Genomic DNA, 26,653 nt, shown 5'->3' with positions numbered 1-26,653 from the left:
GCTCCATGGCCAACTTGCTCGCGCTGGCCACCGCCCGCACCTGGTACCTCACCCACCGCGGCTCCGGCGACGGACCCGCCTACGACCGCGACCACGCCCGCCTCACGCTGTACTACAGCGCCCAGGCGCACATGTCCGTCGCCAAGGCTGCCGCCTGCATCGGTCTGCCTGCCCACCGGCTGCGCCCTGTGCCGGGAGACGGGTATGTGGCACCACGCGGACGAGGCCCGGGGCGGGCTCGGCGCCGCCGTTCCGGCCCTGGCACCCCTGTACCGGGGCATCGGAAAGATCGATGCACTGACCGTGGACCCGCACAAGACACTCAGTGTGCCGGTGGGCTGTGGAGCCCTTCGCGTCCCGGACCCCGCGCATCTGCACACAGCCTTCGCCCACCAGGCCTCCTACCTCACCGCCGACGAACCCGACGCCCTTCCGTGGCTGTCCCACGCCACGATCGAACTGATCCGCCCCGGCACCCGCGCCCTGTCTCTGTGGGCCACCCTCAACCGCCTGGGCCGCGCAGGCATCACCAGCCTGATCGCGCACTACCTGACCCTTGCCGACCAGTTGCGGTACAAGATCACAGCCGAACCGCGGCTGGAACTGCTGGCGGGTGGCTCCTGGCCGGTCGCCCGCTTCCGCATCACCGACCCGGGCAGTGGCGACCGGGACGCCCTGCACGCTCGTGTCGCCCGCCGTGTGCAGGCCGGCGGGCGCGCCTACCTCGCCACCGTCGCCGTGCGGGGTCGCACCGTCCTGCGTGCCTGCCTGTGCAACTACCGCACCACTGTCGTGCAGGCGGCTGGGTCGCCACCGTGCGGGCGTTGCCGAACGCCGCCTTACGGGGCGAGGGAGAAGTAGCTCTCTTCTTCCTGGGTGAAGTGCAGGCGCAGGACGGCGTTGAGGCCGTAGAGGCAGGAGCGCAGGTCGTCGAGTTGTTCGGGGGCCAGGGCTTGTTCGGGAGCCGGTCCGCCGCCGGTCCGGGCGAGTTGGAGGTGGGTGGCGATGCGGTGGGAGAGGCGTTCGATCTCGGTGTGGGCGCGGCTCATGGTGGAGGTGGCCTCAAGGCCGCCGAGGGCGGGGGCGAGGGCGGGGTAGAGCTGGTGTTCCTCGGCGTATTCGTGCGGCAGCAGCCGTTCGGTGAGCAGGCGATGGGCCTGCTCGACGGCGGCGAGGGCCTCGGGTCCGGGGGTGCCGGAAAGGTGGTCGGCGGCGTCGCGTACGGCGTCCAGGACGCTCTGGAGGTCGTCGTGTTCGGCGGCGAACCGCTGGATGAGCGCCTCGGCCGTCGGGGTGAGAGCCGGCCGTGTGGACCGGTCGACGCGCAGGGCGCGCAGGGCGTTGAGGATGACGGCGACGTCGATGCCCTCCTGGAGCAACGCGCCGACGGCGGGCGGGAGCAGGCCGACGGCAGCCGCAGCCATGGCGGCCAGCGACATGAGCATGCCGCCCAGAGCGCTTTGGACGGCGATGTGCCGGGCACGTTGGGCGAGGATGACGGCGTCGGCCAGGCGGTCGACGCGGTCGGTGGTCAGTACGATGTCGGCGGCCTCGGAGGAGGCGGTGGAGCCGCGCGCTCCCATGGCGACGCCGATGTCGGCGGCGGCCAGCGCGGGGGCGTCGTTGACGCCGTCGCCGACCATCACAGTGACCGCGCGTTCCCGTTCCGCGCGTACGGCGGAGACCTTGTCGGCCGGGCCGAGGTCGGCGCGTACGCCGTCCAGGCCGAGGACTGCGGCGATCTCGCGGGCGGGTGCGGCACGGTCGCCGGTCAGCATCACGAGCCGGTCGATGCCCGCCGCACGCAGGTGGCGCAGGGTGCGCGGGGCGTCGTGACGAAGGGGATCACGCAGCAGGACGGCTCCCGTCAGTCGTCCGTCGAGGGTGAGCCAGGCGACGGCCGCACCGTCGAGGAGCGCGCGGTTGGCCACCGATGTGGCCCAGCCGGGGCGTACGGCAGCGGGGTCGGCGCGGCCGACGGCCAGTTGGTGCCCGTCCACCGTGCCGGTGACGCCGCGGCCTGGCTCCTCCATCACGTCCGAAGGGACCGACAGTTCCAGCTTGCGCTGCCGGGCGGTGTCGACGATGGCCTGGGCCAGGACGTGGGGCGAGTACTGGTCGAGCGAGGCGGCCAGGCGAAGGACTTCAGCCGACGTGAAACCGGGGGCGGCGGTCACGTCGAGGACGCGGGGACGTCCGCGGGTGAGGGTGCCGGTCTTGTCGAGCAGGAGGGTGCGAGCGCGGCCGAGGTTCTCCAGAGCGCCGCCGTCACGGATGATGACGCCGAAGCGGGAGGCGCGGGAGAGGCCGGAGACGATGGCGACCGGGGCGGCCAGCAAGAGGGGGCACGGTGTGGCGACCACCAGAACTGCTACCGCGCGTACCGCGGAGCCGCTGAGCAGCCAGGCCAGTCCCGCCACCGCGAGTGACAGGGGCAGGAACCAGGCCGCGTACCGGTCGGCCAGCCGCACGACCGGCGCGGACTCGGCCCCTGCCTGCTGCGCCAGCCGCACGATGCCCGCATAGGTGCTGTCCTGCTCCGTCGCGGTGGCGCGCAACTCGAAGGCGTTGCCACCGTTGACCACTCCGCTGCGTACCGTCTCGCCCTGGGACCGGTCGACGTGGAGGGACTCGCCGGTGAGTACCGACTCGTCGAGGACGGCGGAGGCGTTCTCGATGCGGCCGTCGACGGGGACGACTTCCCCCGGGCCGACAACGAGCAGGTCGCCGACGACGACTTCGCCCAGGAGCACCGTGGCCACCCCCGTGGCCGTTCGACGGCGCGCCGTGCGCGGCGCGTGTTCCAGCAGGGCACGCATGTCGTGGGAAGCCCGCCTCTGGGCTGCGGCTTCGAGGGTGCGGCCGGTGGCGAGCATCAGCGCGATCAGGGCACCGGCCAGGTACTCGCCCACGGCCAGGGTGCCGCCCAGGGCGAGCACGGCGACCAGGTCCACGCCTGCGTGTCCGTGCCGCAGCGTGTTCAGCACCCACCCCACCGCGGGCATCATGGCGGACGCGGTGCCCAGCCCCCAGAGCAGGTCCGCGAGGCCAACGGCATCGGTGAGCCAGGCGATGCCGCCGCCGACAAGCGTTGACGCCGTGACGGCCAGCAGCACCACGTCGAGTCGGCGGGACACGACTGCGGTGACCAGGCGACACAGCTGTGCGGTGTTGGCGGAGTGGGTCATGGCGTACCCGTCTCCCTTCGGTGCGGCGCCCCAGGGGGCGATCTCCGTCCATCACATCGCGGCGGCCGGTCGTGACGGCAGGGGGCGTTCGGCCCTGCCGAAGGGCCGGACGGACGTGTGCTGACCTTCCCGGGTCGTCGTCGGCCCCGTCGGGAACAGTGCCGGGGTGTCCCTGTGGCCCGGGCTCTCGCACTCGTGGCGCAGGACTGCGGTTCCGCTCGGCTCGCTCTGCGTGTCCTGGTGTCCCCCGTGGAGACACGGGGCCGGGGGTGCCGTTGCGCACCGTGAGCCCCCAGGCTCCGATCCGAACAGATCGGAGTCGGCGAGCCAGGCCGTACCGATGCAGCGCCACGAGCGCGCCGGCCCAGAATTCCTGGACCGTGGACAAGTAGCGCTGGGCGAGCTTCGCCACGACGAGTACGGCCAGTCCGAGCAGGACCAGCATCCCGAATGCGTACATGAGGTCCTCTGCCTCTCTGTGCTGGAGTGCGACCGGCCCTGTCCGGAGGCGGAGCAGCCCCACCTGGCGGGCCTCGTCGCAGTTCGTGACCACCCCGGCCGCCGTGCCAGAACGCGCGTTTCGGCTCCTGCGGGCTTTCCGGCTTCCGGTTCTCTCCCGGTCAGTCGTGCGGGACCACGGCGACGGGGCACCGGACGTGGTGGATGGCCGCGTGCGCCACCCGCCCCAGGTGGCTGCCCAGCGCCGCGTGCCGCACCTGGCGTCCTATCACCAGCAGACCGGCGTCCCGGGCGGCTTCCATCACCTCCTGGGCGGGCCTGCCCTGCACCGACCGCGGGTGGACCTCGACGGACGGGAACTTCTCCCGCCACGGCTCCAGCACCGTCTCAAGCGCCCACGCAGCTTCCCGTCCGGCTTCCCCGTCGGGGGCTTGACGGCTCGCCAGGTACCACACGTGGACCGGCCTGAGTACGGTGGCCCGGCTCCTGGCCTCCTCGAACGCGAACTCGAGGAGCGAGTCGCAGGTATGTGCCAGATCGAGGGCGACGGCGACCTCCCGGTACGGCGCGGCCCCGTTCGTGCCCCCTTCTCCGCCCGGCAGCAGTTCGTCCGCCGTCGAGCAGCCCGCACGGACGAGGACGACCGGCGTGCGGGCGTGTGTCACCACGGCCATGGCGACGGAACCCGTCAGCAGACCGCTGGGGCCGCCGAAACCGTGGTTCCCCAGGACCACGAGCTCGGCCCGCGCCGCCTCGGACACCAGGGCGGCCGTCGGCGGCTTCGCGATCTGCTCCGCGCTGATGTACACCTGCGGATACGCCTCCGTGAGCTGCTCGACGGCGTTGCGCAGCACTCGCCTCGCCCAGTACTGCGGGACCCGGAGTTCGGGCAGTCCCGCGGACTCCTCGGGGACCGGCAGTCCTTCCCAGGCATGCACGAGCCGCAGCGGCAGCGAGCGCCGCTGCGCCTCCCTGGCCGCCCAGTGAGCGGCGGCGACGCTTTCACGCGAGCCGTCCAGACCCGCGACGATCGGCTGGAACTGGAGCATGTCTCCCACCTTCCCTCCGCTTCCAGCATCGCGCCGGAGCAGGAGCGCCGAGGAGGGCCCATCGGGCCCGGACCTTGGGCCGTGCAACCCCTTTGCCCCGTCACCCGAGGAGGGCTGCCGGGCGGAAGGGCCGGTCCATGGCCACCGCTGTCTGCGGCAGACACCGCAGGGAGTCGTGGACCGCGCAAGGGTCCACGACCACGCGACAGAACGGGCTCACGCCGCGTCCGCCACCGAGAGCACGTCGGCGACCGGACGCCGCGCGGCACCCACTGCGTGCACGGTGTGGCCGAGGCGCATGATGACCTGCGGGTACTGGCCGGGCACCATCGACCTGCGGATGCTGTCCCGGTAGGCCGGCAGTTCGAGAGGCTGTGTGTGGAAGGCCGCGGACACCTTGTGGGCGGCTGCGAACAACAGGACGCTCTGCAGCGACTGTCCCGCTCGCAACCAGTCCTGGCGGGTGTCGCGCGGGGTGGTCAGAACCGCGACCAGACCCGCGGAGTCCGGCCAGGTGGTGGCCCGTATGCCGCTCCGGCCGTCGCTCGGCGCACTGCCGGTGAAGTCGCGTCCGGCGTAGGGCGCGCAATCGGGCGGGAAGGCACGGGCTTCCACCGGCACACCGTCGAGACGGCGGGTACCGGGCGCGGCTGCCCAGCGGGCCAGCTCCGCGGCGTGGCGGGGGTCGTCCCGCTGGCAGGTCTCGGCCTCCTGGACGAGTGTGCCGAGCCACAGACGTTCCGCACTGCCCCTCGGCATGAACAGTTCCCCTCCTTCGCGGCGAGCGTTCCGGCCCAGACCGTCGATCAGCTGGAGCGGCAGCGGGGTGGCCTGGAACAGGCCCCGGTGGGTGTGCCGTTGCGCCATGGCCCGATACATCAGCTCTTCCTCATCGGTCGCGCGGGCGTACGGCCCCCACCGGATGCGCGCCAGGAGCGCGGGAACGCCCGGCTGAGGGTACGGACGTACGACGGGCAGGAAGCCGAGGTGGCGCATGGCCAGGCGCAGGTTGAACAGCGCCGCGCCGCAGCTGATCACCATCTCGCGGCCGTCGGGATCGGCGAGCGGCAACCGTCGCGCGCTGTCGGCGTACAGGGTGATCTCGTCGTCGCCCCGGCTCGCGAATCGCCAGGGCTGGGTGTTGTGCAGCGACGGCGCGGTGACGGCGGCGCGCACCAGGTAGTTGGCCGCGTGGCCGGGCCGCGCACAGGTCCCGTTCATGTCCCGGCCCTCCTTTCCCCTCATCGTCGGTCGCTGGTGCGCTGTGAGGTAAGAGGCCGGAGGACCCGGTACAGGGCCGGACGGCCCTGGGCGAGGACCGGCCCGTCTCCCGCTTCTCGTCGGCCAAGCACGGGAGTGCCCTGTCGTCGGAGAGCGCCGTGTCGGTACCTGATCCAGAAACGGGGCCGAACAAGGACATGCCATTGAGCTCGTCCCTCGACCGACCGGGCTGCCGGCCAGGTCGCGAGAGCGCGAGTGCGGAGCCGACGCGCTGTTCTCCGTGGGATCGTGCAGGGACCGCAGGGCTCTCCTGCGGTCCCTGCACTGCTTGTTGCGCTTCTCGGCGAGCCCGGGCTACTTCTTGGGCCTGGCGAAGTAGGTACTCAGTACCGCCGCGAGCGCGAAGAGCGCGGCGATGATGACAATTGCTGTGGGCCAGTTCATGGCGCCCCCTACGTAACTGCCGGCACATCCGGTTCGGCAGTGGTCCGCCGACGCCGTGCCGTCCTGGCAGGTGTACTCGGACACTTCCACCGTCGTCCCGCCGGCCCCTCCCTGCCAGAGGCCGTAGGTCCCTAACAGCGTGCTCCCAGGGGGCCGTTGGGGCCCTGAACCGATCCGCGCCGATGCACCTCCACCACTCGCCGGGCGTTGCGGCGAGGGCACCGTCGACTCCCCTCCCGTGCGGCGCCCGCCTCACTCCGCCACGTCCAGGCTCTCCGGGCGAGGTCCTTCGTCCGGGCACCCGCCCCGCACCGTCGCGCTGAAGGGCCCGAGTCCCTTCGGCGGTCTCCCCCGGTCGCCCCCGGTGATCGCCCGTACGTCGGCCCTCCGGCGGGCCGTGGCTCGGACGTCGTCCGTCCGGTACGCGGCGTAGCCCGGCCCGTGGAGCCGTCCCCCGGCCGACAGGTCCGCCGGCTCGCGGGGCCGGATGCCGTCCGCCTCCCGACGGGCGAGACGGTCGGTGAGCTGCGCGGCGAGCAGCCCCGGCGGGCCGCCCACGGTATGCAGCCGGGCCGTAGCCGCAGGCTCGGGGCTCGGGGCTCGGGGCTCGGGGCTCGGGGCTCGGGGCTCGGGGCCATCCTCGGGATGCCGCTGCCGTCCGGGGCATCCGCCTCAGGTGCACGACCGGCACGTCCTCGAACCGGGGCCGCGCCTCGGCGTCGTGCCCCGCGTCGGGCCGGAGGCCCGCCGCGTGCCGGGACTCGGCCCCGTCCAGCCCTACTGGGCAGCCGTCGCCGCCGGGATGTCGACCCGGGCGGCCCTGCGGGCGGGCCAGAGCGAGGCGAGGAGGGCGCCCGTGACGGCGAGGGCGATGCCGAGGGCGAGGCGGCCCCAGGGGAGGACCAGTTCGAAGCCCGCGACGTTGGCCTGGAGGGTGCGGCCCATCGCCCAGCCGAGGAAGACGCCCATGACGGTGCCGACGGCCGCGCCGAGGAGGCCGACGAGGAGCGCTTCGAGGCGGATCATGCGGGTCACGCCGACGCGGTCGAGGCCGATCGCGCGCAGGGTGCCGATCTCCTTGCCGCGTTCGAGTACGGACATCGCGAGGGTGTTGGCGATGCCGAGCGCCGCGATCACCAGGGCCATGCTGAGCAGCGCGTAGAAGATGTTGAGCTGGTCGGCGATGCCGCTGGTGTCCTCGGCGGCGATGGTGTCTTTGTCGAGTACGGCCAGGGCGGGGTTGTCGCCGAGGGCCCGGACGACGTCGGCGCGCGCCGACGCACCGCCCTCGGGCGAGACGAGTATCGCGTTGGTGCTGGGCGCGCTGTCGTACCGGGCGACGAGCGAGTCGGGGGCGGTGATGCTGGGCATCAGGTCGTTCTGCTCGTCCGCCCTGTAGACCGCTCCGACGGTGACTTCGCCCTTCTTGCCGTTGCGCTCCAGGGGCAGCGTCTGGCCGACCTTCCAGCCGGTCTGCTCCGCCTTGAAGTCGGCGACGGCGATCTGGCCCCGGGCGAGGCTGTCGAGGGAGCCGGAGACGATGTCGTACTTCAGCAGCTTGCCGATGGTGGCGGGGTCGACGCCGGTCAGCACGGAGCTGGTGCCGCCGAGCTGGTACTGGGTGGACTGGTTCAGCGGGCTGTACGTGACGCCGGGCAGCTTCTTGAGGGGTTCGGCGGTGGCGGGCGTCAACCGGTTTGCGCCGCCCGGGGAGTTGACCACGAAGTCGGCGGTGAAGGACTCCTTGGTCGCACGCTCCATGTACTGGGTCGCGGACGCGCCGAGGACCGACAGCCCGGAGGCCAGCGCGAGGGCGATGGCGAGCGCGGCGGCGGTGGCTCCGGTACGGCGCGGGTCGCGCACCGTGTTGCGGGCGGCGAGGTCGCCGTGCACCGGGTTCACCCGCAACAACAGCGGGCGCAGCAACGTAACGAAGGGGCGGGACAGTACGGGGATCAGGCCGATCGCGCCGATCATGGCGAGGCCGGCGCCGATACCGATGACGGTACGGGCGTCCGCGCTGCCGGTGAGGGCGGCGATCGCGGCGGTGGCCGTGCCCGCGACGGTCAGGGCGACGCTGATGCGGGTGCGCAGCGAGTTGGCGGGCTCGGGGGCCGACTGCTCGGCGGCGCCGAGGGCGGCGACCGGCGGGATCGCCATGGCGCGGCGGATCGGCAGCCAGGCGGCGATCACGGGGAGCACGGTGCCGACGAGCACCGAGACGATGAGGGTGGTCGGGGTGAGGACCACCGGGGCCGCAGGGGCTGCCGGGGTCGCGAAGAGCTTCTGGAGCAGCGAGGTGACTCCGGCACCGGCCACGATTCCGGCCACCGAGGCGAGGACGCCGACGAGCACGGCCTCGGTCAGCAGGATGCGGCGCACCTGCTCACGGGTGGCGCCGACGGCCCGCAGCAGGGCGAGTTCGCGGGTGCGGCGGGAGACCAGCATGGTGAAGGTGTTGGAGATGAGGAAGGTGGCGACGAACAGGGCGACGGCCGCGAAGCCGGTCATGATCTGGCTCATGGTGCCGCTGTCACTGGCGGCCAACCTGGCCTTGAGCTGGGCGAGTTGGGCGCCGGTGATCGCGCTGGTGTGGTCGGGCAGGGCGGCGTCCACGCGGTCGGCGAGGGCGAGGGCGTCAGTGCCGTCGGCGGCCGTGATCTCGATCTCGGTGTACTTGCCGGGCCGGAGGAACAGCCGCTGGGCGGTGGCGTTCGCGAAGAGGGTCAGGCTGCCGCCGGGCGAGAGCTTGGAGGCGTCGGTGCGGAAGGTTCCGGTGATCTTGTACGAGGCGGCGCCTTGGCCCGTACCGACGCGGACGGTGTCGCCGACGCGGTACCCGGCCTTCGTGGCGCTGGCCTCGTCGAGGGCGATTTCGTCCTTACGGGTCGGGCCGGTGCCCGCGCCGAACTGGTAGGCGGGGTCGGTTCCTTCGGCGTTCGGGGCGAAGTTGCCGCCCTTGCGGAAGTCGCCGGTGCCCAGCAGGTTGCCCTTGCGGTCGGCGACGGCGGCGAATCCGTCGACCCGGCCTGCGGCGGCACGGACCCCGTCGATCTTGGCCAGGGCGGCGGCGGTGCGGTCGTCGAGGGTGGCGAGGGGGCTGCCGTTGGCGGGGTCGCTGTCGGGGGCGACGCTGAGGTCGATGCGGTCGTAGCCGGCGGCGGCCCGGTCGACGGCCGCCTGCTGCTGGCTGTCGCCGTAGGCGAGGCTGCCGGTGATGAAGGTGACGCCGAGCAGGACCGCGAAGGCGGTCATCAGGAGGCGGGCCTTGTGGGCGAGGACGTTGCGCAGGGCGGTACGGAACATAGGAATTCGGGTCCTGTTTGTAGGGGCGCGGGGAACTGCGCGACCAGCCACGACCCACCCGCGCATATCCGGGAAAGCCGCGCGGCCAGCGCTTTAGGTGAAGGGGCGGGACTGGGGCAGCCCGCCGCAGGCGAACCGGGGTGCCGACGCACGACCCGCAGAAGCCTCAACCCACCCCCACCTGAAGCCCCTTCATCCGCTCCAGCACCCGCCCCGCCGTGGGCCGCACCATCTCGTCGACCAGCCGCCCGTCCGCGAGGAAGACCACGCGGTCCGCGTACCCGGCGGCGACCGGGTCGTGGGTGACCATGACGACGGTCTGGCCCAGCTCCCGTACGGAATCCCGCAGGAAGCCGAGGACTTCGGCACCGGCCCGGGAGTCGAGGTTTCCGGTCGGCTCGTCGCCGAAGACGATGGAGGGCTGCGAGACCAGGGCGCGGGCGACCGCGACGCGCTGCTGCTGGCCGCCGGACAGCTCGCTCGGGCGGTGACCGAGGCGGCCCGACAGGCCGACCATCGCGACCACCCGGTCCAGCCACGCCTGGTCCGGGCGGCGGCCCGCGATCGTCATCGGCAGGGTGATGTTCTCCAGCGCGGTCATGGTCGGCAGCAGGTTGAACGCCTGGAAGATGAACCCGATCCGGTCCCGGCGCAGTTGGGTGAGCTGCCGGTCGTTCAGGGTGCTCAGCTCGGTGTCGCCGATCCGTACCGAACCGGAGCTGAACGAGTCGAGCCCTGCGGCGCAGTGCATCAGCGTGGACTTGCCGCTTCCCGACGGGCCCATGATCGCGGTGAACTCCCCCTCCCGGAAACCCACGCTGACCTGGTCCAGGGCGACGACCCGGGCGTCGCCCCGCCCGTAGACCTTCGACAGGCCGGAGGTGGCGGCGGCGAGGCCGGGCATGAGGCCCGTCGCGTCAGGGGCGTGGGACATGGCGGTCACGGAGGACTCCTCGGTGTGGCAGAACGGGTCACATCGAAGAGTCGCCGCAGAAGGTATCGGCATCCCGCGCCGCCGTGTATCAGTGGACGCGCCACTGTGCAGCAGTTACGCCTCGGCATGGCGAGGCGAGGCGAGGCGAGGCGCGGCACGGCGCAACGCCAGCATCAGGGCCCATCGCCAAAACGGCTCAGTACGGCAGCCGCAAGGTGGCGACCGCCCCGCCCTCCGGCCCGTTGGCCAGGACCAGTTCGGCGCCGAGGAGGCGGGCCTGGGCCAGGGCGATGGTCAGGCCGAGCCCGTGGCCGGTGCCGCGTTCGGCCGCACCCGTGTGGAAGCGGCGCGGGCCCTCACGCAACAGGTCGGCGGGGTAGCCGGGCCCGTGGTCGCGCACGACGACGAGATGTCCCCGGACGGTGACCTCGACCGGGGCCGTGCCGTGCTTGTGGGCGTTGATGACGAGGTTCCCGACGATGCGCTCCAGCCGCCGCGGGTCGGTTTCCACGGATCCGGCGTCCTCCACGGCGACCCGCGTCTCATACCCGGTACGTTCCACGGCCTCCCGGACCACCTCGCCCAGCGGCACCCGCGCCCGTGCCACCTGCTCCGCGCCCGAGTCCAGCCGGGAGATCTCCAGCAGGTCCTCGACCAGACCGCGCAGATCCCGCACCCGGGCCCGCAGCAGATCCTCCGTCTCCCCCGGCGGCAGCAGGTCCACCGCCGCCAGCAGTCCCCCGACGGGCGTGCGCAGTTCGTGTGCCACGTCCGCGGTGAACCGGCGTTCGGTGTGCAGCTGCCGGGAGAGGCTGTCGGCCATGCGGTCGACCGTGGCGGCGATGTCGGCCACCTCGTCGCCGCCCTTCGTGGGTCCGGTACGGGCGTCCAGGTCCCCGGCGGAGATCCGTACGGCCGTCTCGGAGACCCGCCGGAGCCTGCGGGCCAGCAGTCCGGCTCCGTACACCGCGACCGGCACAGCCGCCAGCAGGGCGACCAGCGACGCCACCGCCATGCTCACGTCGAGCCGGCGCAGGCTGTGGTACTCCGAACTCAGGTTGTACGGGACGGCCAGGACCGGGCTGCCGGGGCCGTCGGTCCGCAGGGCGCCCCACGCGGTCGGGCCCGAGTTGCCCTCGACGTGCTCGTCGAAGGCCGTGTGCACGTGGTCGTCGGACAGGTCGCGCAGTGAAGCGGGCAGCCTGGGTGGATCGAGTTCGCCGCCGTCCGACAGGACCCCGCTGCGTTTGTAGACGTCCAGGGCCGCCAGCGCCCCGTTGTGCACCCGCCGCTCCCCCCGGCCGCGGATGTCGTCCACGGTCCACACGTGCACCAGCACCCCCACCGCCGCGACCACCAGGCAGGCGGTGGCCGCCGCCAGCGCGGCGATCTTCCAGCGCAGGGAGACGCGCCGCTTTCTCGCTTCTGCGGTCATGGACTCGCTCAACGCCTGAGCTTGTAGCCGAAGCCGCGGACCGTCTCGATCCGGTCCCGGCCGAGCTTGCCGCGCAGCCGCTGCACGCACAGGTCCACGACCCGGCTGTCGCCGTCCCAGCCGTAGTCCCAGACGTTGCGCAGCAGGGTGTGCCGCTCCAGCACGATGCCGGGGTGCGCGGCGAATTCGAGGAGGAGCTTCAGTTCGGTCGGGGTCAGCGCCACGGGGCTGCCCGCGACGGCGACCTCCAGGGCGCCCGTGTCGATGGTCAGGTCCCCGAAGGCCAGCACCTCGTCGGCGGGCCGTGGCTGCGCGGGAAGGGAGGGCGCGGGAAGGGAGGGCGCGTACGTCGCCCGGCGCAGCAGCGAGCGGATGCGCGCCACGAGCACGCCGGTCTCCACCGGCTTCACCACGTAGTCGTCCGCCCCGGCCTCCAGACCGGCCACGATGTCGAGCCCGTCACCGCGCGCCGACATCATCAGAATCGGCACCAGGCTGCTCTCCCGCACCTTGCGGCACAGCCCGATCCCGTCCAGGCCCGGCAGCATGACGTCCAGGACCAGCAGGTCGAACGCCCCCTCCCGGAAGCGTTCGAGGCCCGTCAGCCCGTCGGCCGCGCTCTCCATGACGTACCCGTACCGCTCCAGGGCGACGGTGAAGGAGCGACGCATCAGCTCGTCGTCCTCCACCAGCAGCACGCGCACGGGCGCGGAGGAAGGTGCGGCGGGGTCGGGCGAGGACATCGCGGTTCCTGTTCGTGGGGGGTCTGGGCTGCGCGAGCGGGCTCTGGACACGTGCGTACGTCAACAGTGGCCCGACAGGAACGATAGGGCACTCGCAGAGACGGGCCCGGCCGTGACGCGGCAGCCTTCCGCACCCGCCTGCTTGGCTTTCGCGCAGGTCAAGAGGGTGCGCGGCGACGCCGGGACCCGCCCCGGAGGCGCAGTCGGCAGGACCGTTCGACGGGCGGCTGAGCGCTCCCGGATACCTGACCGATACAAAGCCCGGCGGCCCCGGCCCTCGCCCCCGGCCCCCCGCCTCCCCGGCTCACATCCGCTTGAGTCCCAGAAGCTGGAGCCCCGCGAAGCCGCCGACCGTCAGGGCCTGGAGGACGAGCCAGAAGGTGCCGGCGCCCGTCGGGGTGAGCGTGCCGGCGACGGCCAGCGTCAGGCTGAGGGCGACCCAGAGGAGGTTCGCCGCGACGATCGCCGTCAGGGCCGTGCGGCTGATCCGCCTGCGGGTTCCCGCCGCCAGCACGCCCAGTGCGTAGAGCAGCAGGAACGCGCCGACCGGGTACTGGACCGCCGTCGCGATCCCGAACCAGGATTCGAGGACCGTGGCCAGGCCCAGGTAGGCGAGACCGTTGAGGCCGGTGACCGCCGCGTCCAGCTTGAGGGCCAGGCGGGCGAGACCGTCGGTTCCGGTGGTCGTGGCAGGGGCGGTGATTCCGTCGAACTGCGCTGTGTTCACTGGCGTGTTCCTCTCGTACGTCATGGAATCGGCGGCCGGTCGCGGAAGCGCCCTGTTCAGCGGGCCGCGACTTCTCCTGAACGGTAGGCAGCGGCGGAAGGAGCCTCAATTACCTCCGAGGTAACCCACCTGGTCCGCACGGCCTGAGCAGCCCTGGCGACGAGCACCGCCGCCGACGCCGCCGCGGAGACCGCTGCCCAGACGAAGAGGGCGGGCCAGACGTACGAGACCATCGCCAGGTCCCCGCCCCGCCGGGTGAGCAGGCCCGCCAGGTCGCCGAGCAGCAGGAACAGGCCGATGGGCAGGACGTGCGGGAGGGTGCGGAGTGCGGTGCGCCACCACGGCCGGCCGGCCGCGCGCACGGCCCAGCGGCGGGCCCGTACGACACCCTTCGCGCCGAGGGCGAGGGAGAGCAGGGTGAGTGCGGCGAGTACGTAGTCGGCCTGGAGGGTGAAGGGGGTGCTGTCGGAAGGGGAGTTGCCTCGGGCCAAATCCGCCAGGCCCTGGGCCAGCAGGGTGGCGTCGTCGCCGGAGATCATGCCGGTGTTGGTGACGACGGCGATGCCGGTGCGGGAGTCGGGGAGGAGGGTCTGCGCGGCGTTGTGGGTGAGGAGTTGGCCGGTGTGCCGGATTTCGCGCGGGCCTTCCTCGGACCGGGTCCAGCCCATGGCGTAGGCGGTTCCGGAAGGGGTGCGGGGCGGGGTGTGCATGGTGGTGACGGACTGCGCGGAGACGACGCGCCGGCCGTCCGCCGAGGTGCCGCCGTTGTTCTGGGCGATCAGCCAGCGGGCGAGGTCGTCGGCGGTGGTGACGGCGCCGAAGCCGCCCGCGGTGAACCAGTGCGGCTGGTCGCGCTCGATCAACTGCCCGTACGCCCGTACGTAGCCCCGGGCCTGCTCGGGCATCTCGGCGGTGGAGTCGACGGTGGTGGTGCCGGTCATGCCGAGCGGGCGGAAGACGCGGTCGGCCATGTACGAGGCGAAGGGCTTTCCGCCGACGACCTCCACCAGGCGGGCGGCGACCGCGTAGTTGGTGTTGTGGTAGCTCATGCGGGTGCCGGGTGCGGAGGCGAGCTTCACCCCGTGGAGGGCGTCGACCGCTTCGGTGAGGGTGTGCGGCTGGGGGCCGACCAGGTCGGGGTGGGTCGAATCGGCCATGCCCGAGGTCTGGTTGAGCAGTTGGCGTACGGTGATCCGCTCGGCGCGGGGGTCGGTGAGGGTGAAGTCGGGGACGTACTGACGCACCGGGCGGTCCAGATCCACCTTGCCCGCCTCGGCCAGTTGCATGACGGCGAGTGCGGTCATCGACTTGGAGAGCGAGGCCACCGGCACCGGGGTCCGTGCGGTCAGCGCCCGGTTCGCCGCGGTGTGCCCGTACCCGGCGACGCGCACGACCCGGTCGCCCCGGGTCACGGCCACCACCGCGCCGGGCAGATCGGTCTCCGCCATGTACGTGCGTACGTAGTTGTCGACGGCGTCCGGGGTCAGGGTCGCGGCACCGGGTGCGGCGGCGGCGGAACCGGTGCCGCACAGCAGGGCGGCGGCGGCCAGGGAGGCGGCGAGGATGCGCGGGCGGCGGGGCCGGGAAGGGGTCTTGTTCATGCCCCTATCGGACCGCGGGAGGGGCCTCTGGCGCAGTGGCGTACAGGGGAGTTCGGAGGTAGAGCGTGCACTACTGCGGCGCGGGCGCCCGCTGGATACGGTGAGCGGATCTCAGAGGTGGGCCGCGAGGCGTTCGAGCTGGTCGAACGTGGTGGTGAGGCCGGTGTCGAGCGGGTGGAGCAGGACGTGGTCGGCTCCGGCGGCAAGGTGCTCGGCCGGTCGTGCGGCGACGGCGGCTTCGTCTTGATGTCGGCGATGCCCGTGCCGATGACAAGGCGCTCGGTGGCCGCGAGCAGGCCGGCGCTCTGCGCGAACACCTCCCGGTCAGGCCGGGACGATCGGCTCCTGGAGTTCGGTCACCCAGTCGTCCTGGTCGGGCGGGCACTCCAGGTTGATCTCGCGGGGGTACCCGGCGGACCGGTGGCCGTTGGCGTCGATCCACTGCCCCAGCCGCTGCACCGGCGTGAGGATCGCGGCCATCGGCCCCCGGTGCACGATCGTCGCCGCCTGCTCGACCGGCGGAAGGTCCAGGACGCGCAGCTCCCCGTCGTCGCGGACCGGGGCCGAGACCTGGACGCCCGCGTGGACGAGGATGCCGCCCTCGGGGGCGTCCTCGTAATGGGCGACGCCCGGACCGTCGGCCGTGATGCCCGCCGCTTCGAGCCGCTGGAACAGTTCGGCGTACAGGGGGCCGATGACCCCGCCGACGGCGTCGAAGTCGGCCGCCACAGCGGTGAGTTCGGCCACGCGGATGCTCGGCAGGCTCTTGACGACGACGTCGTGGGCGGACATGCTTCCCTCGCTCTCGATGGACCGGAGCCGCGCCTCGACCTGCCCCAGCCGGGCCGCCGTCTGCGCCATCGCGGTCTCCAGTTCGGCCCGGCGCAGCCGCAGCATGGCGCGCAGGTCCTCGGCGGTCAGCTTGTCGTCGAGGATCTCCCCGACCTGCTGAAGGGTGAGGCCGAGGTCCTTGAGCGCGATGACCCGGTTGAGCCGGGCGAGCTGGGCGGCGGTGTAGAAGCGGTAGCCGGTGGCGGGGTCGACCCGGGCGGGGCGCAGGAGCCCGGTGGCGTCGTAGTGCCGCAGCATCCGGACCGACACGCGGCCGAGTCTGGCGAAGTCTCCGATGGTGAACATGATCAATGCTAAGGGCCTGGGCCGCCTCGCCGTGAAGGGGCGCAGGACGTCGACGTGACGGGCACCGAGCGGTCCGGGCAGGCGCCCGGTCCGGTGTCAGGCCGGGTGCCAGGCCGGGTGCCCGGTCGGGTGCCAGGCCGGGTGCCCGTCACCGCCCGGCGCTCAGGAGGAGGCTGCCAGGAGTGCGGTACGCAACTGCTCGTAGGTCGGGGCCAGTCGGCGCAGGCCGTCCGCCAGGGCCCGGTCGTCGCCCGTGACCACGGGGTGCTGGAGCCTGCCGACCAGCCGCGCCTGCCCGGTCGCGATCCTCGCCGCTTCGTGCAGACCCAGCGAGTCGAGGCAGTGTCCCGCATCGGCGAGACGCCGCGTGCCGACCCTGATCGAGAAGTGGGCCAGGAAGCCGCGCGTGCCTTCGGCGAGTCCCTCGTCCACCCGGGCGGCCAGGGCTTCCAGCCCGGCCGCGCCCCCGAGCGTCCCCGGCGGTACCGACCGGCGGCCGTCGCCCGCCAGCCACTGCGCCGCACCGGGCAGCGACGCCCGCAGTGCCTCTTGCGGGGTCACCGGCCCTTCCCGTACGAAATCGGCGCGCATCACGTAAGGAGCGTCGGCGTAACCCACCGCCTTGGCCTCCCAGGCCACGAGGAAGTCCGCGACCGGCAGCGTCGCGAAGGGGTGGGCGTGCGGGTCGTGGAAGACGACCGTGTCGCCGTCGACCTCCAGCACCACCACGTAGTGGTCACCGCCGTCGGCGGTGGGTGTGCCCGGCTGGTGCAGCAGCAGGCCCATGTCCACGGGCCCGACCAGAACGGCGCCCCGGGCGGAAGCGGCCCGCAGACGTTCCTCGGCCTCCTCGGCGGTTCCGCCCGCCGTACGCGTGCACCGCACACCGAGGAGGTCGGTGGCCGCGCTCAGCCCCAGGTCCGGGTCCCAGCCGTACGGGTCGAACAGCGGCAGGGCACCGCCGAGCAGCTCGAAGCCGAACGGCGAACCGGTCAGCACCTCGATGACGGCCGGGGTCGGTGCCCCCGTACCGAGCGCCATGGCAAGGGAGTTGGCGTAGCAGTAGGGGCCGGAGCCGATGTAGTGGTGCGTCACTGGGTGTCGTCCTGTCTCTTCGGTCAAGGAATGAGGGGCACCTTCGCGGCTGCCTCCCGCCGCCCAGTCCAGACCCTGACACCGTGTGACAGTCAAGCCCGGCCCGCGATCTCCTCCTCCAGCCAGGTACGGCCCCGGGTGCGGGGGCTCAGCCTGACCCCGCCGAGGGGGACGGCCAGCCGGTCCGCCTCCGCGCGGACCGCCGCCTCGGCGTCCGTGCCGACGTCCTCCAGGAAGCGGCACACGATCGTGCCGTCGGTGTCCTGCGCCCAGCCGCCGACGATGCGGCCGTTCCACCAGAGCGAGGGGCCGATGTTGCCCGCCCGGTCGAAGAGTCGCGGGCCGTGTTCGCCGAGGAACCACGCGCGCTCGTGCCAGCCCATCGGCGTGGAGTCGAGGCCCGGGAGGAGTGCGGCCCACGGCTCGGGCGGCGCGGTCTCCTCCAGGTCGTCGGGCAGGAGCAGCCCGGTACCGCCGTCGCCGAGGTCGACCTCCACCGGCTTCAGCGTGGCCAGCACCCGCTTGACCTGGGTCTTGGTCCATCCCGTCCACCACTGGAGGTCGTCGGCGGTGGCGGGGCCGAAGGCGCTCAGCCAGCGCCGGGTCAGTTCTTCCTCGGCCCGGTGGGTGTCAGCGGGTGTACTGGAGGGTGCGAGGCCGCCGGGGAGCCAGTCGGTGAGCGGGGCCCAGCGGTACTGGTGCGAGGTCCAGGTGCCGCGCGGTCTTCCCCGTACGACCCGGCCTTCGGCGGCGAGCAGGAGCAGCAGCCGGCTCGCGGCCTTCTGCGTGGGGTAGGGCTCCTTCCCGGCGACGATCGTGACCGGGGTGCTCAAGAGGGGGTCGTCACCGGCGAGTTCGGAGGCCGTGCACTCGCCGCGGGCCGCGAGAGCGCGTACGGCGGCCTCCTCGGCGGCGGCGAGCCAGTCCCGTACGCCCTGTTCGTCGTCCGCGACCTTCGACGCGGCGAGGAAGCCCAGGAGCTTGCGGCGTTCGCGAGCGGCGACGGCGTCCGAGCAGGCGGCCTGCATCACCGGGGCCGTGTCGGGCGTGGTGACGAAGACGGTGCGGCGCATGGCCAACAGCCGGATGAGCGAGCGGTCCTCGTACAGGGCGCGCTCCACGTCCGCCACCGTGCCGCCGGTCGTCCGGGCCCAGACGGCGACGTACACGGAGGCCGGGTCGGTGCTGTGCAGGGCGACGAGGGAACGGGCCGCCTCCACCGGACCGTCGGCGCGGGCGGCGGGCGCCAACCGGTGGCGCACCCCGAGCCTGGCCCGCCGCTCCGCAACGTCGATGCGCCGCATCCCCACCACTCCCCTGTGCCGTGATCGGTACCGCCTGTGTCCCGGAGCGTACCCCTTGTCCGTGTGATGGAGTACGCTGACTGTAGTAGCAGTCTAGTGACTAACTCTAGAGTTCAACTAGCCGCTGGGGGGCGGGAGATGGCGGGCAAACCGGATGTCAGGCGCAAGCGGTCGCACGAGACACGGGCACGGGCACAGACGCGACCACCGGAGGCGGCGCCGCGACCGCTCCCCGACCACAACGCGGCCACCCCTTCCGGGCGCGGACTCGGCGCGCTCGCCCGGCGGCTCGTGCACCGCAGGACCCCGGTGTTCCTGCTGATCGGGCTGATCTCGCTGGTCGCCGCCGTGTTCGGGGCAGGCGCGTCCGGCGTGCTGTCCAGCGGCGGATACACGGCGAGCGACTCCGAGTCGGCGCGGGTGGAGAAGCTGCTGGACGAGCGCTTCCACAGCGGCTCGCCCCACATGGTCCTGCTGGCCACCGGCAAGGGCTCCGCGGACGGACCCCAAGTCGCCGCTTCCGGGGCCGAGTTCACCCGCCGGGTGGCCGGTCTCGACGGCGTCGCGCGCGCCGATTCGTACTGGACCACGAAGGACCCGGCCCTGCGCGCCGAGGACGGCCGCGCCGCTCTCGTGCTCGTACGTCTTGAGGGCGACGCGAACGAGACCACCCACCGAGCCGGTGAACTCGCCGCACAACTCAGCGGAATCCAGGGAGACTTCACCGTCGAAGCGACCGGCCTCGCCGTGATCAACAGCCAGCTGGAGACGCAGAGCAACCAGGATCTGACCCGGGCCGAGCTGATCGGCGCGCCGCTCACCCTGGTCATCCTGCTCCTCGCCTTCGGTTCCCTGGTCGCCGCCCTGCTGCCGGTGCTGGTGGGCGTCGTCTCGGTCGTCTGCACGCTGGCCGTGCTGCGTCTGCTGGCGTCCTTCACCGACGTGTCCCTGTTCGCGATGAACGTCACGACGGCGCTCGGCTTCGGACTCGCCGTGGACTACAGCCTGTTCCTCGTGACCCGCTACCGGGAGGAGCTGGCGCAGGGCCGGAACGTGCTCGACGCCGTCGTGCGCAGCATGCGCACGGCGGGCCGGACCGTGCTCTTCTCCTCGCTCACGGTGGTGATCTCACTGGCCGCGCTGCTGGTCTTCCCGATCACCTTCCTGCGGTCGCTCGCGTACGCGGGGATCGCCGTGGTCGGCCTGGCCGCCGTCAGTTCGTTGCTGGTCCTGCCTCCGGTGCTGTACGTCATCGGGCACCGCATCGACCGCCTCGACGTCTTCGCGGGACTGCGCCGCAAGCTGCCCGGTGCGCGCGGCGGGGGCAGGGGCGCCTGGCACTGGCTGGCCACCCGGGTGATGCGCCGTCCGGTGCTGGCGGGCACCGGGGTCGCGGTGCTGCTGATCGCGCTCGCACTGCCCTTCGGGCACGCCCGGTTCGCCCTGACCGACGACCGGATCCTGCCGAAGGGCGCGAGCGCGCAGACCGCCGCCGACGCACTGCGCACGGACTTCGCACAGGCGGGCACGTCCCCGGTGACACTGGTGCTGCCGGACCTCCCACTGACCGATCGCGCCGCCCAACTTCCCTCCTACCTGGCCGAGTTGTCGCGCGTCGAGGGGACGGCCCGGGTCGACGGCCCCCTCGGCAGTTGGGCACAGGGTCGCCGGGTGGCCCCGCCGGGACCGCCGTCGGCGGTGTTCGGCGACGCGCGCGGGGTGTGGCTGAACATCACCGCGCAGGCGGGCCCCAACTCCCCCGCCGGGGAACGGCACGCCCAGCGGATCCGGGCCGTGCCCGCGCCCGCCCCCGCACTGGTCGGCGGGCAGGCGGCCGCGCTGGTGGACACCAAGGACGCCCTCGGCGACCGCATCCCGTACGCGGGCGCGGTGATCGTACTGAGCATGCTGGTGCTGCTGTTCCTGTTCACCGGAAGCGTGGTGGTGCCGCTCCAGGCGCTGGTGCTGAACACGCTCAGCCTCACCGCGTCCTTCGGGGCGATGGTGTACGTGTTCCAGGACGGCCACCTCAAGTGGCTGGTCGGCGACTTCGCCCACACCGGTCAACTGGAGGTCACCGTGCCGGTGTTGATGTTCTGCGTGGCCTTCGGGCTGTCCATGGACTACACGGTCTTCCTGCTCTCCCGGATCAGGGAGGAGTACCTCGCGACGGGCGACAACTCCCGGGCCGTGGTCTTCGGCATCGACCACACCGGCCGCCTGATCACGGCCGCCGCGCTGGTCGTGGCCACGGTCCTCGGCGCGCTCGCCACCTCGCAGCTGAGCCTGCTCAAGCTGCTGGGGGCCGGGCTGGCGCTGGCGGTGCTGGTGGACGCGACGCTGGTGCGCGGCATCCTCGTACCGGCGGTGATGAAGCTGTGCGGCCGGGCGAACTGGTGGGCACCGCAGCCGCTGCGACGGCTGCACGGGAAGGTCGGACTGCGGGACGGCTAGAACGGTTCCTCGCCTAGGGGGCGACGGGGCCGCCCCTCCCCACGGTCAGGCCCCGTCCTGCGTCTGCCGCGCCCGGGACGCCCGCACCTTGTGGCGGTTGCCGCAGTGTTCCATGGAGCACCACCGCCGCCGACCGGGGCGGGAGGTGTCGACGTACACCAGGTGGCAGTCCTCGGCCGCGCACGTACGGATGCGGTGGGAGTACGGACCGGTCAGCAGCTCGACCGCGTCCCGCGCGACGGTGGCCAGCAGGTGGGTGCCGGTGGCGGGCCCCCACCGCTTCTCGCCGTCCGGCCCGATCGCGGGCGCGAGGGGCGGTGCGGCAGCCGCCGCGTTGAGGGTGTCCACGTCGTCCGGGCCGCCCTCCCCCAGCACCATCCGGAACAGCGCGTCCCGTACTTCCCGTGCCTGCGCCACCTCCTCCTCGGAGGCCTCCAGCACCGGCGTCGGCGTCAGCCGCGACGCGCCGGCCCACTCCGCCAAGTCCGCACCCGTATGCAGGACTTCGTAGCGTCCGTACAGACCCGGCCCCCCTGTGGTCAGCAGTTCCAGGCACAGGGCGCCGGGGTCGAAGCGGTACGCGGCTCCCGTACGGGACTTCAGTGTCAGCCCGGGTGTTGCGGTCGAGTCCATGTAACCACTATAACTGGTTACATGACACTGGGTTGGAAGTTGGTCATCGACAGCAACAACGCACCCGTCCTCGCGGACTTCTGGGCCGAAGCGCTCGGATACGTCGTGGAGGACCCCAGCGCTCTCATCGAGCAGCTCCTCGCCGCCGGGCACCTCCCCGAGCAAGCCGTCACCGAGCACAACGGGCACAAGCTCTTCCGGGGGCTCGCGGGCGTACGGCACCCGGACGACCCGTACGACGAGAGCAGTGGTGTCGGCCGCGGTCGCAGGCTCCTCTTCCAGGACGTCCCCGAGCCGAAGTCCGGCAAGAACCGCCTGCACATCGACGTGCACGCCGAGCCCGGCGACCTGGACAAGGAGGTCGACCGCCTGGAGCAGCTGGGGGCCACCCGGGTGAACGAGGTGAATCAGGGACCGGCCGGCCACTGGTGGGTCATGCGGGACCCGGAGGGCAACGAGTTCTGCGTGGCGTGACCACGGCAAAGGGCCCCGGGTATGCACGGACATACCCGGGGCCCAGCTCATGGGGCGGTGCGGACTAGCTGGGCGCCTCCGCGCCCTTGCGGGCGTAGAACCACCAGGTCACGACCACACAGCTCGCGTAGAAGGCCACGAAGCCCCACATCGCGCTGGTCACCGCGACCGACCCGAAGAGGGCCGGGATGAAGAAGAATCCGTACGCCGCGATGGCGGCGGTGAAGCCGGTGACCGCACCGGACTCCATCTCGGCCTGCTTCAGCGCCTGGTCGTAGGCGGGGGTGCCTTCGACGAGGCCCTTGAGGTGCGTGGTGCGGAAGATGACGGGGATCTGCCGGAAGGTGGAGCCGTTGCCGATGCCCGAGAAGAGGAACGCGGCCAGGAAGCAGAGGAAGAAGCCCCAGAAGTTGCCGTTGTCGCCGCCGGAGGGGAGGAAGTTGATGACGCCGATCAGCGAGACGCCCATGCCGACGAAGGAGATGATCGTGACGCGGGCGCCGCCGAGCTTGTCGGCGATCCAGCCGCCCGCCCAGCGGGCGAGCGCGCCGATGGCCGGGCCCATCCAGGCGTACGTGGCGGCCGAGTAGGCGGCGTCGATGGGGGTGAAGGTGGTCTTGATGAGCAGCGGAAGGGCCGCCGCGAAGCCGATGAAGGAGCCGAAGGTTCCGACGTACAGCCAGGTCATGACCCAGTTGTGCTTGCGCTTGAAGATGATCTTCTGGCGGGAGAAGGGGGTCGAGGCGACCTTGAGGTTGTTCTGCCCGAACCAGGCGACGGCGGCCAGGATCACCAGGACCGGCACCCACAGGAACGCCGCGTTCTGGAGGTAGACGGGCGTGCCGTCCTTCTTGTGCTGGGCGGTGCCGATGGCGATGGTCGACCAGGTGATCACGATCGGGGTGAGCAGCTGGACGACGGAGACGCCGAGGTTGCCGAGGCCGCCGTTGATGCCGGTGGCGTTGCCCTTCTCCTTCTTCGGGAAGAAGAAGCCGATGTTGGCGAGCGAGGAGGAGAAGTTCGCGCCGCCGATGCCGCAGAGCGCGGCGATGGTGATGAGGACGCCGTACGGGGTGGTCGGGTCCTGGATGGCGATGCCGAGCCAGATCAGCGGGACGACCAGGATCACCGTGGAGAGCGCGGTGAAGGTGCGCTGGCCGACCATCGGGCCGAGGAAGGTGTAGAGGATGCGGGCGGTGCCGCCGGTGATGCCGGGGATGGCGGTCAGCCAGAACAACTGGCTCTGACTCAGGCCGAATCCGACGTCGGTGAGGTTGGTGGCGGTGATCGACCAGACCTGCCAGACCACGAAGGCGACGAGCAGTGCCGGGACCGCGATCCAGAGGTTGCGGTTGGCGACCTTGCGGCCGGTCGTGCGCCAGAAGGTGGGGTCCTCGGGACGCCAGTCGGTGATGGTGCGGCCGGGGCGGTACTGAGTCGGGTCGGCGGCCTCGGCCGCGTCGTCACCCGTGCGGGGTGCCTGTGCGAGGGAACTCATGACTGCTTCCTGTGCGTCTGGTGCGTGGCCCGGTGGGACTGGTGCGTGCGAGGACCTTCGAGGGTCAACTCGTGTACGGGGATGAAGACTTCGGGGTCGTCGAGGCACTGCCCGGTGCGCAGGTCGAAGGCCTGCTTGTGCATCGGGGAGGTGACGACGGGCCGGTCGCCGACGGTGCCCATGATTCCGTCGGCGAGAACGTCGGCGCCGGAGAAGGGATCGCGGTTGCCGACCGCGTACACCTCGCCCGCCGCGTCACGGAAGACCGCGGCCTGTCCGGTACCGTCGGGGAGGAAGGTGACGCGGCCGCGGCCGGGCTCCAAGTCCTCGGTCTCGCCGGTGAATTCGCCGAACCGGTCGAGCTTGGCCGGGTCGGTGAGGACGGCCTCCCACTCGTCGCGGTAGGCCTCGACGTGGCGTTCCATCTGGGCCTCCAGCTCGGCGCAGATGCCGAGGGAGTCCTCGACGAGGACCTCCTTGAGGTGCTCGACGCCCCCGTCGAGCCGCTCGATCCAGGCCGCCGTGCGCTCCAGGCGTTCGCCGGTGCGCAGGTAGTACATGAGGAACCGGTCGACCAGGGCGAAGAGTTGGGCGCTGTCGAGGTCCTGGGCGAGGAGGTCGGCGTGGCGGGGGTTGGTGCCGCCGTTGCCGCCGACGTACAGGTTCCAGCCGCCGGCGGTGGCGATGACGCCGATGTCCTTGCCGCGCGCCTCGGCGCACTCGCGCAGGCAGCCGGAGACGCCGCCCTTGAACTTGTGCGGGGTGCGCAGGCCCCGGTAGCGCAGCTCCAGGTCGACGGCGAGCTGGATGGAGTCGCCCTGCCCGAAGCGGCAGAAGCGGGCGCCGACGCACGACTTGACGGCACGCAGCGACTTTCCGTACGCCTGCCCGGACTCGAAGCCGTGTCCGGCCAACCGCCGCCAAATGTCGGGGAGTTGGTCCTTGCGGGCGCCGAAGAGGCCGATCCGCTGGGCGCCGGTGATCTTGGTGTAGAGGCCGTACGCGGCAGCCACCTCGCCGAGTGCGACGAGCTGCTCGGGGGTGATCTCGCCGCCCGCGACGCGCGGGACGACGGAGTAGGTGCCGTCCTTCTGGATGTTGGCCAGGAAAAGGTCGTTGGTGTCCTGGAGGGCGGCCTGCTCGCCGTCGAGGATGTGCTCCAGGCCGAGGTCGGGGCCGAGCGTGCCGAGCACGTTGGCGACGACCGGCTTGCAGACGGCGCAGCCCTCACCGACTCCGTGACGGTCCCTCAACTCACTGAAGGAGCGGATCTTTTCGGTGCGTACGAGGGCGTAGATCTCGGAGCGGGTCAGCTCGGGGAAATGCTCGCAGAGCCCGCGCGCCTTCTCGACGCCCGCCGCGTCGAGGACGGCTTGCAGCGTGCCGATGCAGCCGCCGCAGCCGGTGCCGGCCTTGGTGCAGCGCTTGACGCCGCCGATGTCGGTGACGCCCTCCTCGGTGACGGCGGCCTGCACCTGACCCTTGGTGACGTTGTGGCAGGAGCAGACGACGGCGTCGTCGGGGAGCGCGTCCGCACCGGGCAGCTCGACGCCGCCGGTGTTCGGGACGATGAACGCCTCGGCGGTGCCCGGGAGTTGGCGTCCGGTGTGCGGCTTCAGCGAGCCGTACGCCTCGGCGTCGCCGACCAGGATGCCGCCGAGGAGCTGGCCCTCGGGACCCAGCAGCAGCTTCTTGTAGACGCCTTCGCGCTCGTCGGAGAAGACGACGGCGACCGCGTCCTCCTCGACGGTGAAGGGGTCGCCGAAGGAGGCGACGTCCGCGCCCATCAGCTTCAGCTTGGTGGAGGTGTCGGCGCCGGTGAAGACGTTGTCGCCCTCGCCCGCGAGGGCGTCCGCGACGGTCTCGGCCATCTGGTAGCCGGGCGCGACCAGGCCGTACACCCGGCCGTCGACGGTCTGCGCGCACTCGCCGACCGCGTAGATGTACGGGTCGGAGGTGCGGCAGTGGGCGTCGACCGCGACGCCGCCCCGGTCGCCGACGGCGAGGCCGCACTCGCGCGCGAGGCGGTCCCGGGGACGTACACCTGCGGAGAAGACGACGACCTCGGCGTCGATGACCTTGCCGTCGGAGAGCCGCAGTCCGCTCGCGATGCCGTCGTCGCCCCGGACGACCTCGGTCGCGCCGACGCCCGTGTGGACGGCGACACTCATCGACTCGATGGTGGCGCGCAGGGCGGCGGCACCGCCGTCGTCGACCTGAAGGGGCATCAGGCGCGGCGCGAACTCGACGACATGGGTGCGCAGCCCAAGGGTGCGCAGGGCACCGGCCGCCTCCAGGCCGAGGAGACCGCCGCCGATGACGACGCCGTCGCGGGCCTCGCCGGCGTACTCGGTGAGGGAGTTGACGTCGTACTGCGTGCGGTAGGTGAAGCAGCCCGTGGCGTCGGCGCCGGGAATGGGCGGGACGAACGGGTACGAGCCGGTGGCCAGCACCAGCGCGTCGTACGAAATCGTCGCGCCCGAGGCGGTGGTGACGGTCCGTCCGGTGGGGTCGATGTGCTCGGCGGGGTCGCCGAGGCGCAGATCGACGCCGTGCTCGGCCAGGAACTCCGGGGTGGAGAGCGAGAGTTCGGCGGGGTCGGTGCCCGTGAAGAGCGAGGAGAGGTGGACCCGGTCGTAGGCCGGTATGTCCTCCTCCGCGAGGACGATCGCGTGCCAGCCGGGCGAACCGGGGCCGGTGAGGGCACCGCGTTCGGCGAGCGCTTCCAGCAGCCGATGGCCGACCATTCCGTGGCCGATCACCACCAGGGTCTGCGTCTCGGGGCCGGGCGCCCCGGGGCTCCGGCCCCTGTCTGCGTGTGTCATGGGCGAATCTCCGCTCCGTCACAACCGCCCGGTACCGTGCCGGGCACCTTCGACGCTAGACCTGTGAAGGCGTCCTGACTGTCAGCGAAAGCCCCAGGTGAGAGGGCCGTAGGACCCTACCGGCCC

General features: G+C 72.2%; 19 protein-coding genes. 3 read left to right on the top strand and 16 right to left on the bottom strand.

The features are described from left to right. Positions 1 to 204: 204 nt before the first annotated feature. Positions 205 to 861: a pyridoxal phosphate-dependent decarboxylase family protein gene (locus tag IE269_RS17105; RefSeq protein WP_229897773.1), complete on the top strand. Its 657-nt coding sequence runs from the start codon at positions 205 to 207 to the stop codon at positions 859 to 861. Here IE269_RS17105 and IE269_RS17100 read toward each other — a convergent pair. The 13 genes from IE269_RS17100 to IE269_RS17040 all read right to left on the bottom strand — a co-directional run bounded on the left by IE269_RS17100 (position 840) and on the right by IE269_RS17040 (position 18,643). Next, the gene (locus IE269_RS17100; protein ID WP_189823805.1) at positions 840 to 3,188 is read right to left on the bottom strand and encodes a heavy metal translocating P-type ATPase; all 2,349 of its coding nucleotides are present in this window, start codon (positions 3,186 to 3,188) and stop codon (positions 840 to 842) included. The two genes, IE269_RS17105 and IE269_RS17100, sit on opposite strands and share 22 nt — an antisense overlap. A 620-nt stretch (positions 3,189 to 3,808) precedes the next feature. Then, the gene (locus tag IE269_RS17095) at positions 3,809 to 4,696 is read right to left on the bottom strand and encodes a universal stress protein (RefSeq protein ID WP_189823804.1); all 888 of its coding nucleotides are present in this window, start codon (positions 4,694 to 4,696) and stop codon (positions 3,809 to 3,811) included. Positions 4,697 to 4,912: 216 nt separating this feature from the next. Further along, positions 4,913 to 5,917 (bottom strand): Acg family FMN-binding oxidoreductase, encoded by a 1,005-nt coding sequence (locus IE269_RS17090; protein WP_189823803.1) that lies wholly within the window; start codon positions 5,915 to 5,917, stop codon positions 4,913 to 4,915. A 696-nt stretch (positions 5,918 to 6,613) separates the two neighbouring features. Then, positions 6,614 to 6,919, bottom strand: a complete 306-nt coding sequence (locus tag IE269_RS17085; RefSeq protein ID WP_189823802.1) for a hypothetical protein — start codon at positions 6,917 to 6,919, stop codon at positions 6,614 to 6,616. 219 nt (positions 6,920 to 7,138) lie between these two features. Beyond that, on the bottom strand, positions 7,139 to 9,667 hold the full coding sequence (locus IE269_RS17080) for an ABC transporter permease (protein WP_189823801.1): 2,529 nt from the start codon (positions 9,665 to 9,667) through the stop codon (positions 7,139 to 7,141). 166 nt (positions 9,668 to 9,833) lie between these two features. Further along, on the bottom strand, positions 9,834 to 10,601 hold the full coding sequence (locus IE269_RS17075; protein WP_229897804.1) for an ABC transporter ATP-binding protein: 768 nt from the start codon (positions 10,599 to 10,601) through the stop codon (positions 9,834 to 9,836). A gap of 196 nt (positions 10,602 to 10,797) precedes the next feature. After that, positions 10,798 to 12,036 (bottom strand): sensor histidine kinase, encoded by a 1,239-nt coding sequence (locus IE269_RS17070; protein ID WP_189823800.1) that lies wholly within the window; start codon positions 12,034 to 12,036, stop codon positions 10,798 to 10,800. Positions 12,037 to 12,044: 8 nt separating this feature from the next. Then, complete coding sequence (gene cseB / locus IE269_RS17065) at positions 12,045 to 12,779, bottom strand: two-component system response regulator CseB (RefSeq protein WP_189823799.1); 735 nt, start codon at positions 12,777 to 12,779, stop codon at positions 12,045 to 12,047. Between the two features lie 304 nt (positions 12,780 to 13,083). Beyond that, positions 13,084 to 13,506: a hypothetical protein gene (locus tag IE269_RS17060; protein ID WP_189823798.1), complete on the bottom strand. Its 423-nt coding sequence runs from the start codon at positions 13,504 to 13,506 to the stop codon at positions 13,084 to 13,086. Positions 13,507 to 13,562: 56 nt separating this feature from the next. After that, entirely contained in the window at positions 13,563 to 15,107 is a 1,545-nt protein-coding gene (locus IE269_RS17055; RefSeq protein ID WP_189823797.1) for a serine hydrolase domain-containing protein, read from the bottom strand. 324 nt (positions 15,108 to 15,431) lie between these two features. After that, complete coding sequence (locus IE269_RS17050) at positions 15,432 to 16,244, bottom strand: MerR family transcriptional regulator (protein WP_189823796.1); 813 nt, start codon at positions 16,242 to 16,244, stop codon at positions 15,432 to 15,434. Positions 16,245 to 16,406: 162 nt separating this feature from the next. Further along, the gene (locus tag IE269_RS17045; RefSeq protein WP_189823898.1) at positions 16,407 to 17,285 is read right to left on the bottom strand and encodes a cysteine peptidase family C39 domain-containing protein; all 879 of its coding nucleotides are present in this window, start codon (positions 17,283 to 17,285) and stop codon (positions 16,407 to 16,409) included. Between the two features lie 146 nt (positions 17,286 to 17,431). Then, complete coding sequence (locus IE269_RS17040) at positions 17,432 to 18,643, bottom strand: winged helix DNA-binding domain-containing protein (protein WP_189823795.1); 1,212 nt, start codon at positions 18,641 to 18,643, stop codon at positions 17,432 to 17,434. Positions 18,644 to 18,781: 138 nt separating this feature from the next. Between IE269_RS17040 and IE269_RS17035 the strand changes: the two genes are divergently transcribed. Then, positions 18,782 to 21,097, top strand: a complete 2,316-nt coding sequence (locus tag IE269_RS17035; protein WP_189823794.1) for an MMPL family transporter — start codon at positions 18,782 to 18,784, stop codon at positions 21,095 to 21,097. Between the two features lie 45 nt (positions 21,098 to 21,142). Here IE269_RS17035 and IE269_RS17030 read toward each other — a convergent pair whose 3' ends face one another. After that, a complete protein-coding gene (locus IE269_RS17030) occupies positions 21,143 to 21,730 on the bottom strand; it encodes a CGNR zinc finger domain-containing protein (RefSeq protein WP_189823793.1) in 588 nt (195 codons plus the stop codon). 21 nt (positions 21,731 to 21,751) lie between these two features. On the opposite strand from IE269_RS17030, the gene IE269_RS17025 reads away from it, so the two are divergent. After that, positions 21,752 to 22,204, top strand: a complete 453-nt coding sequence (locus IE269_RS17025) for a VOC family protein (RefSeq protein WP_189823792.1) — start codon at positions 21,752 to 21,754, stop codon at positions 22,202 to 22,204. A gap of 64 nt (positions 22,205 to 22,268) precedes the next feature. On the opposite strand, the gene IE269_RS17020 is transcribed toward IE269_RS17025, so the two are convergent. Both IE269_RS17020 and nirB read right to left on the bottom strand, forming a co-directional pair. Then, positions 22,269 to 23,702 carry an MFS transporter gene (locus tag IE269_RS17020; RefSeq protein WP_189823791.1) on the bottom strand — a complete coding sequence of 478 codons (1,434 nt, stop codon included), beginning with the start codon at positions 23,700 to 23,702 and terminating at the stop codon, positions 22,269 to 22,271. Continuing rightward, complete coding sequence (gene nirB / locus IE269_RS17015; protein WP_189823790.1) at positions 23,699 to 26,527, bottom strand: nitrite reductase large subunit NirB; 2,829 nt, start codon at positions 26,525 to 26,527, stop codon at positions 23,699 to 23,701. Before nirB ends, IE269_RS17020 begins: the two co-directional genes overlap by 4 nt. Between the last annotated feature and the right edge of the window lie 126 nt (positions 26,528 to 26,653).

Origin of the sequence: Streptomyces spiroverticillatus (genome assembly GCA_014650415.1) — a bacterium.
GTDB lineage: Bacteria > Actinomycetota > Actinomycetes > Streptomycetales > Streptomycetaceae > Streptomyces > Streptomyces spiroverticillatus.
The sequence above is the reverse complement of the archived record's forward strand: the minus strand, read 5'-3'. Positions and strand labels throughout refer to the sequence as shown.

Bases quoted from the DNA above. Each gene is read 5' to 3' on its own strand.
- IE269_RS17105 (WP_229897773.1), top strand. From the start codon at position 205: ATGTGGCACCACGCGGACGAGGCCCGGGGCGGGCTCGGCGCCGCCGTT.
- IE269_RS17100 (WP_189823805.1), bottom strand. From the start codon at position 3,188: ATGACCCACTCCGCCAACACCGCACAGCTGTGTCGCCTGGTCACCGCA.
- IE269_RS17095 (WP_189823804.1), bottom strand. From the start codon at position 4,696: ATGCTCCAGTTCCAGCCGATCGTCGCGGGTCTGGACGGCTCGCGTGAA.
- IE269_RS17090 (WP_189823803.1), bottom strand. From the start codon at position 5,917: ATGAACGGGACCTGTGCGCGGCCCGGCCACGCGGCCAACTACCTGGTG.
- IE269_RS17080 (WP_189823801.1), bottom strand. From the start codon at position 9,667: ATGTTCCGTACCGCCCTGCGCAACGTCCTCGCCCACAAGGCCCGCCTC.
- IE269_RS17075 (WP_229897804.1), bottom strand. From the start codon at position 10,601: ATGTCCCACGCCCCTGACGCGACGGGCCTCATGCCCGGCCTCGCCGCC.
- IE269_RS17070 (WP_189823800.1), bottom strand. From the start codon at position 12,036: ATGACCGCAGAAGCGAGAAAGCGGCGCGTCTCCCTGCGCTGGAAGATC.
- cseB (WP_189823799.1), bottom strand. From the start codon at position 12,779: ATGTCCTCGCCCGACCCCGCCGCACCTTCCTCCGCGCCCGTGCGCGTG.
- IE269_RS17055 (WP_189823797.1), bottom strand. From the start codon at position 15,107: ATGAACAAGACCCCTTCCCGGCCCCGCCGCCCGCGCATCCTCGCCGCC.
- IE269_RS17050 (WP_189823796.1), bottom strand. From the start codon at position 16,244: ATGTTCACCATCGGAGACTTCGCCAGACTCGGCCGCGTGTCGGTCCGG.
- IE269_RS17045 (WP_189823898.1), bottom strand. From the start codon at position 17,285: ATGGCGCTCGGTACGGGGGCACCGACCCCGGCCGTCATCGAGGTGCTG.
- IE269_RS17040 (WP_189823795.1), bottom strand. From the start codon at position 18,643: ATGCGGCGCATCGACGTTGCGGAGCGGCGGGCCAGGCTCGGGGTGCGC.
- IE269_RS17035 (WP_189823794.1), top strand. From the start codon at position 18,782: ATGGCGGGCAAACCGGATGTCAGGCGCAAGCGGTCGCACGAGACACGG.
- IE269_RS17030 (WP_189823793.1), bottom strand. From the start codon at position 21,730: ATGGACTCGACCGCAACACCCGGGCTGACACTGAAGTCCCGTACGGGA.
- IE269_RS17025 (WP_189823792.1), top strand. From the start codon at position 21,752: ATGACACTGGGTTGGAAGTTGGTCATCGACAGCAACAACGCACCCGTC.
- IE269_RS17020 (WP_189823791.1), bottom strand. From the start codon at position 23,702: ATGAGTTCCCTCGCACAGGCACCCCGCACGGGTGACGACGCGGCCGAG.
- nirB (WP_189823790.1), bottom strand. From the start codon at position 26,527: ATGACACACGCAGACAGGGGCCGGAGCCCCGGGGCGCCCGGCCCCGAG.